Source organism: Kitasatospora sp. NPDC058965 (assembly GCF_042741245.1).
GTDB lineage: Bacteria > Actinomycetota > Actinomycetes > Streptomycetales > Streptomycetaceae > Kitasatospora.
Genome location: NZ_JBHYKG010000408.1, coordinates 1 through 6,504, shown reverse-complemented (window position 1 = coordinate 6,504; position 6,504 = coordinate 1). Strand labels below are relative to the sequence as shown.

Genomic DNA, 6,504 nt, shown 5'->3' with positions numbered 1-6,504 from the left:
GGCCCCGCACCCGCGGGGCCGGCGGCGCGGCCGGAAGCACCACGCGGGCTCCCCGGGGTGATGCTTTCCCGATGGAGTTCACGGATCCGCCACCTGACGGCCGCTCAGACCGTACGCTGGGTCGGGTATCGGTGGGACCGGAGCAGGGGGGACACCGGGATGGGGCGGATCCGCGTGCTGGTGGTGGACGACCACCGGATCTTCGCCGAGGCGCTCGCCACGGCGCTCTCCGCCGAGCCCGAGATCGAGGTGGGCGCCGCCGGCAGTGCCGCCGCGGCCGAGCACGCGCTGGAGCGGGCCGCCGCCGAGGGCCGTCCGTTCGACATCCTGCTGGTGGACGCCGACCTCGGCAGCACCACCACCGCCGTCGCGCCGCCGCGCCGCCCCCGGGCGCCCGGCGAGCCGGAGCCGGGCAGCGGCCCCCGCCGCGTCGCCCCCGGGGTGGTCCCGGCCCCCCGCCGGGCCGGCAGCGTGCTGGCCGCCGGCGCGGTGGTGGCCGCCGTCCGCCCGACCGCGCTGACCGCCGATCAGCACCCGCCGACCGCGCCGCGCCGCCCGGTGGACGGCATCACGCTGCTCGGCCGCTCCTGCCACGCCTACCCCCAGCTGCGCGCGGTGGTGCTGGCCGCCGAGGAGGACCCGCGCCGGGCCGTGCGCGCGCTGCACGCGGGCGCCTGCGGCTGGGTGGCCAAGGAGAGCTCGCTGACCCGGCTGCTGACCGTGCTGCGCGGGGTGCTGCGCGGCGAGACCCACCTGCCGCCGACCCTGCTCACCGGCGTGGTCCGGGAGCTCACCACGGCCCGCCGGGACCGCACCGAGAGCGAGCGCCTGGTGGAGTCGCTGACCCCCCGGGAGAAGCAGGTGCTGCGCTGCATGGTGGCGGGCCTGGGGCGGCAGGCGGTGGCCGAGCGGCTCTACCTCTCCCCGCACACCGTCCGCACCCACATGCAGAACGTGCTGGGCAAGCTCGGCGTGCACTCCACCCTGGCCGCCGTCGCGCTGGCCCGCCGCGCGGGCGTGGGTCCGGTGGAGGCCGGCACCGCCCAGTAGCGGCTACCCGGGGATGTTGTCGAACGGCGCGACCAGCTGCCGCAGCAGCGCCGCCAGCTCCGCCTGCTGCCCGCCGGACAGCTCGGCGAGCAGTTCGCGCTCGTGCGCCAGCAGACCGGCCAACGCCTCGTCCGCCTTGAGCTGACCGGCCTCGGTGAGCCGGACCAGCACCCCGCGCCGGTCGTCCGGGTCGGGCAGCCGCTGCACCAGGTCCTTGCCGGCCAGGCGGTCGATCCGGTTGGTCATGGTGCCGGAGGTGACCAGGGTCTGGGTGAGCAGCTGGCCGGGGGAGAGCTGGTAGGGTCGGCCGGCCCGGCGAAGGGCCGTCAGCACGTCGAACTCCCAGGGCTCCAGGCCGTGCTCGGCGAACGCCGTGCGGCGGGCCCGGTCCAGGTGGCGGGCGAGCCGGCTGACCCGGCTGAGCACCTGGAGCGGTTGCACGTCGAGGTCGGGGCGCTCGCGGCGCCACGCTGCGACCAGCCGGTCGACCTCGTCCTCCATGTGGATCAGTGTATCGGTGGTTCTGTCGATATGAAGCCTCTTGACATCGAGAAAACAATCGCTCAACACCACGCGACCCGCCGGAACCACCACGACGGGGCGTCAGCTCTTCCGGTCGCCCACCAGCTTCGGGTGCCGCTCCATGCCCTCCAGGCCGTGCCAGGCCAGGTTCACCAGGTGCGCCGCGACCTCGGACTTCTGCGGCTTGCGCACCTCCAGCCACCACTGGCCGGTCAGCGCGACCATGCCGACCAGCATCTGCGAGTACATCGGGGCCAGCCGCGGGTCGAAGCCGCGGGCCTTGAACTCCAGGCCCAGGATGTCCTCGACCTGGGTGGCGATGTCGCTGATCAGTGAGGCGAAGGACCCGGTGGACTGGGCCACCGGGGAGTCCCGCACCAGGATCTTGAAACCGTCGGTGGAGGTGTCGATGTAGTCCATCAGGGCGAACGCCGCCTGCTCCAGCAGCTCGCGCGAGTGCCCTCCGGTGAGCGCGCCGGTGACCATGTCGAGCAGCAGCTGCATCTCGCGGTCGACCACCACCGCGTACAGCCCCTCCTTGCCCCCGAAGTGCTCGTAGACGACCGGCTTGGAGACCCCGGCCCGCTCGGCGATCTCCTCGACCGAGGTGCCGTCGTAGCCGCGCTCGGCGAAGACCGAGCGGCCGATGTCCAGCAGCTGCTCGCGGCGCTGCTTGCCCGTCATCCGCACCCGACCGCCGCGGCCGCGGGACTGCCCCGCGCCCTGGCCGGCGGCCGCGGCGGTCGGACGATGGCCGGCGTTGTCTCCGTTGCTCCCGTTCACCCCTCCATCATGCTGTAGGCGAGGGGTCATGCCGCGCGCCGGGCGGCGATGCGCCCCGCGTCGGGCCAGCGCACGTCCCGTGCCCAGCCGGCCTGCTCGAACCAGCGGATCAGCCGGGCCGAGGAGTCCACCTGGCCGCGCAGCACCCCGTGCCGGGCCGCGGTCGGGTCGGCGTGGTGCAGGTTGTGCCAGGACTCGCCGCAGGAGAGCACGGCCAGCCACCAGACGTTGCCGGACCGGTCGCGGGACTTGAACGGCCGCTCGCCCACCGCGTGGCAGATCGAGTTGATCGACCAGGTCACGTGGTGCAGCAGCGCCACCCGGACCAGCGAGCCCCAGAAGAAGGCGGTCAGCGCACCCTGCCAGGACCAGCTGAGCAGCCCGCCCAGCAGCGGCGGGATCAGCATGGACAGCGCGGTCCAGAGCCAGAACAGCCGCGAGATGGTCCGGATGTCACGGTCCTTCACCAGGTCCGGGGCGTAGACGTGCTGCGGGGTCTGCTCGCCGTCGAAGAGCCAGCCCATGTGCGCCCACCACAGGCCCTTGAGCAGCGCCGGCACGGTCTCGCCGTAGCGCCAGGGCGAGTGCGGGTCGCCGTCCCGGTCGGAGAACTTGTGGTGCTTGCGGTGGTCGGCCACCCAGCGCACCACCGGGCCCTCGACGGCCAGGCTGCCGGCCACCGCCATCGCGATCTTCAGCACCCGGCCGGTCTTGAAGGCCCGGTGGGTGAAGTGCCGGTGGTAGCCGACCGTGATGCCGTGGCAGGTGAGGAAGTACATCGCGGTGGCGATCAGCAGGTCGCGCCAGCCCAGGCCCCAGCCCCAGGCGACCGGCACGGCAGCCACCAGGGCGGCGAACGGCACGGCGATGAACAGGGCGAGGGCGATCCGCTCGGCCATCCCCTGCTTCTCGCCGCCGAGGGTGGCGGAGACGAGGGTGTTGGGGTGGGGGGCGGCGGGCTCCGCGGAGACGGGGCGGACGCCGGTCGGCGCCTCGTCGGCCTGAATGGTCATGGGGGCGTCCCTTGGGAGGCGCAGCAGGCGACCGGCCGGTCGGCCGGACCTACGACTGCGTAACTTACGGCATCGTAGGTTGCACCGGGGCCCCAGGGAAGCAGGGCACACCCCAGTTGAACGGATCGTCGGCCCCGCGACGCCGGGGCGCCGCCCGGGCGTCACTCTGGGGATCGACGGCGATACCCACGTGGCGGACGGGTCCGGTAAGGTCTGATCAGCTATCCGCCGTGGGGTAATCGGCAGCCCGCAGGCCTTTGAAGCCTTGCAGTGTTGGTTCGAATCCAACCGGCGGAGCAGGTGCGGGCGGCCGGGGCGAGGTGCCCCGGCCGGTCCTCGCCGAATGCGGCCGCCGGTAGCGGCGCGGTTATTCTCGGGTCTGGTCCACGGTGCGGCGGGCGAGCCGCGCGGACCCACCCGCCCCCGGTCCCGAGTCAAGGAGCCTCCGCGTGAGCGCCAACTCCCCTGCCGCCGTCCTCGTGCTCGCCGCGGGTGAAGGCACCCGGATGAAGTCCAAGGCGCTGCCCAAGGTCCTGCACCCGGTGTGCGGCCGGACGCTGCTGGGGCACGTGGTGGCCGCCGCCGAGGAGCTGACGCCGCAGCACCTGGTGGTGGTGATCGGCCATTTGAAGGAGTTGGTGGCGGATCACCTGAAGCAGGCTCACCCCGAGGTGCGCGCGGTGGTCCAGGAGCGGCAGAGCGGGACCGGCAACGCCGCCCGGGTCGCGGTCGAGGCGCTGGCCGACGACGGCATCGCGCTGGACGGCACGGTGATCGTGGCCTACGGCGACACCCCGCTGCTGACCGCCGACACCCTGCGCGCCCTGGCCGAGCAGCACGCCGCCCAGGGCAACGGGGTCACCGTGCTGAGCGCCAACGTTCCCGACCCGACCGGCTACGGCCGGATCCTGCGGGCCGCGGACAACTCGGTGCACGCCATCGTCGAGCACCGCGACGCCACCGTGAACCAGCGCGAGATCCACGAGATCAACTCCGGCGTCTACGCCTTCGAGGGCGCCCTGCTGGCGGACGCGCTGGCCAAGATCGGCGCCGACAACGCGCAGGGCGAGGAGTACCTGACCGACACGGTGGAGATCCTGCGCGAGGCCGGCCACCGGGTCGGCGCCGTGGTCGCCGCCGACTACCGCGACATCCTGGGCATCAACGACCGGGTGCAGCTGGCCGAGGCCCGCCGGCTGCTCAACGACCGGCTGGTGGAGCGCGCGATGCGGGCCGGGGTGACCGTGGTGGACCCGGCCAGCACCTGGTTCGACGTCCAGGTGGGCTACGAGCCGGACGCCGTGGTGCTGCCCGGCACCCAGCTGCAGGGCGCCACCCACCTGGGCGAGGGCTGCCGGGTGGGCCCGAACAGCACGCTGACCGACACCGTGGTCGGGGCCGGCGCCACCGTCAGCAACACCACCGCCGAGCAGGCCGAGATCGGCCCGAAGGCGACCGTGGGCCCGTACGCCTACCTGCGCGGCGGGGTCGCGCTGGGCAGCAAGGGCAAGATCGGCACCTTCGTGGAGATCAAGAAGTCCCGGATCGGCGACGGCGCCAAGGTGCCGCACCTGTCCTACCTGGGCGACGCCACCGTCGGCGAGGGCGCCAACATCGGCGCCGCCACCGTCACCTGCAACTGGGACGGGGTGAACAAGTACCCGACCGTGGTCGGCAAGCACGCCCGGGTCGGCTCCGACACCATGCTGGTCGCCCCGGTCACCATCGGTGACGGCGGCTACACCGCGGCCGGCTCGGTGATCGCCGCCGACGTGCCCCCGGGTGCGCTCGGCGTGAGCCGCGCGCAGCAGCGCAACATCACCGGCTGGGTGGCGCGCAAGCGCGCCGGCACTGCTTCCGCCGAGGCCGCCGCGGAAGCGCTGGAAGCGGCCGCGGAGACCGCCGAGGCGTGAGACGCCTCACGTGACGTCCCGTCCGGCCCTCCCGGGCCGGACGGTTCCCGACCGGGCGCGTAACCTGGTGTACATACGTGCGCCAGGGGCCTGTAGCCCGGAGCGAGGCGTACCCCATCCCCTGTCGACCACCGGTCCGGGCGGCCCCCTGCCGCCCGGGTGCGGCGCGGCGGAACCATGCGGCAGCAACGCGAGGAGACGGTGCAGTGAGCGGGATCACGACGTCGGGTGAGAAGAAGCTGAAGCTCTTCTCCGGCCGTGCCCACCCCGAGCTGGCGAGGGAGGTCGCCGCAGCGCTCGGCACCGAGCTCGTCCCGACCAAGGCCCTGGACTTCGCCAACGGCGAGATCTACGTCCGCTTCCTGGAGTCCGCCCGAGGGGCGGACTGTTTTGTGATGCAGAGCCACACGGCTCCGATCAACCAGTGGATCATGGAGCAGCTGATCATGATCGACGCCCTGAAGCGGGCGTCGGCGCGCAGCATCACCGCGATCCTGCCGTTCTACGGCTACGCCCGCCAGGACAAGAAGCACCTGGGCCGCGAGCCGATCTCGGCCCGCCTGGTGGCCGACCTGCTGGCCAAGGCCGGCGCCGACCGCCTGATGGCGGTGGACCTGCACACCGCGCAGATCCAGGGCTTCTTCTCCGGCCCGGTGGACCACCTGTTCGCGCTGCCGATGCTGGCCGACTACATCGGCGAGAAGGTGGACCGCAGCAAGCTGACCGTGGTCTCGCCGGACGCCGGCCGGGTCAAGGTGGCCGACCAGTGGTGCGACCGGCTGGACGCCCCGCTGGCGATCATCCACAAGCGCCGCGACATCACCCAGGCCAACACCATCCTGTCCGCCGAGGTCGTCGGCGACGTCAAGGACCGGGTCTGCGTGCTGGTCGACGACATGATCGACACCGCCGGCACCATCTGCGCCGCCGCCGACGCGCTGTTCGAGAACGGCGCCGCCGACGTGATCGTGGCCGCCACCCACGGCGTGCTCTCCGGCCCGGCCGCGGACCGGCTGAAGAACTCCCGGGTGAGCGAGTTCGTCTTCACCAACACCCTGCCGACCCCGGCCGAGCTCGGCATGGAGAAGGTCACCACCCTCTCCATCGCCCCGTCGATCGCCGCCGCGATCCGCGAGGTCTTCGAGGAGGGCTCGGTCACCTCGCTCTTCGAGGGCGTGCACTGACCCCGGGTCCGACCCGTCGGGCCCCGCCGCCCGCCCGGG

The 6,504-nt window shown here is 73.1% G+C and carries 6 protein-coding genes and 1 tRNA gene; 4 read left to right on the top strand and 3 right to left on the bottom strand.

Annotation, left to right across the window (positions count from 1 at the left end; genetic code table 11):
• Positions 1 to 159 precede the first annotated feature (159 nt).
• Positions 160 to 1,050 (top strand): LuxR C-terminal-related transcriptional regulator, encoded by an 891-nt coding sequence (locus tag ACFW1A_RS37100; RefSeq protein ID WP_380417442.1) that lies wholly within the window; start codon positions 160 to 162, stop codon positions 1,048 to 1,050.
• Between the two features lie 3 nt (positions 1,051 to 1,053).
• On the opposite strand, the gene ACFW1A_RS37095 is transcribed toward ACFW1A_RS37100, so the two are convergent.
• From ACFW1A_RS37095 to ACFW1A_RS37085, 3 genes are all read right to left on the bottom strand, one after another.
• Entirely contained in the window at positions 1,054 to 1,551 is a 498-nt protein-coding gene (locus ACFW1A_RS37095; RefSeq protein ID WP_380417439.1) for a MarR family winged helix-turn-helix transcriptional regulator, read from the bottom strand.
• Positions 1,552 to 1,653: 102 nt separating this feature from the next.
• Positions 1,654 to 2,256, bottom strand: coding sequence for a TetR family transcriptional regulator (locus ACFW1A_RS37090; RefSeq protein WP_380417444.1), 603 nt, complete (start codon positions 2,254 to 2,256; stop codon positions 1,654 to 1,656).
• A 125-nt stretch (positions 2,257 to 2,381) separates the two neighbouring features.
• A complete protein-coding gene (locus tag ACFW1A_RS37085; RefSeq protein ID WP_380417437.1) occupies positions 2,382 to 3,368 on the bottom strand; it encodes an acyl-CoA desaturase in 987 nt (328 codons plus the stop codon).
• A gap of 224 nt (positions 3,369 to 3,592) precedes the next feature.
• On the opposite strand from ACFW1A_RS37085, the gene ACFW1A_RS37080 reads away from it, so the two are divergent.
• From ACFW1A_RS37080 to ACFW1A_RS37070, 3 genes are all read left to right on the top strand, one after another.
• A tRNA-Gln gene (locus ACFW1A_RS37080) sits at positions 3,593 to 3,665 on the top strand.
• A 152-nt stretch (positions 3,666 to 3,817) separates the two neighbouring features.
• Entirely contained in the window at positions 3,818 to 5,281 is a 1,464-nt protein-coding gene (gene glmU / locus ACFW1A_RS37075; protein ID WP_380417435.1) for a bifunctional UDP-N-acetylglucosamine diphosphorylase/glucosamine-1-phosphate N-acetyltransferase GlmU, read from the top strand.
• Positions 5,282 to 5,487: 206 nt separating this feature from the next.
• Entirely contained in the window at positions 5,488 to 6,465 is a 978-nt protein-coding gene (locus tag ACFW1A_RS37070; RefSeq protein ID WP_380417433.1) for a ribose-phosphate diphosphokinase, read from the top strand.
• Positions 6,466 to 6,504: the final 39 nt, after the last annotated feature.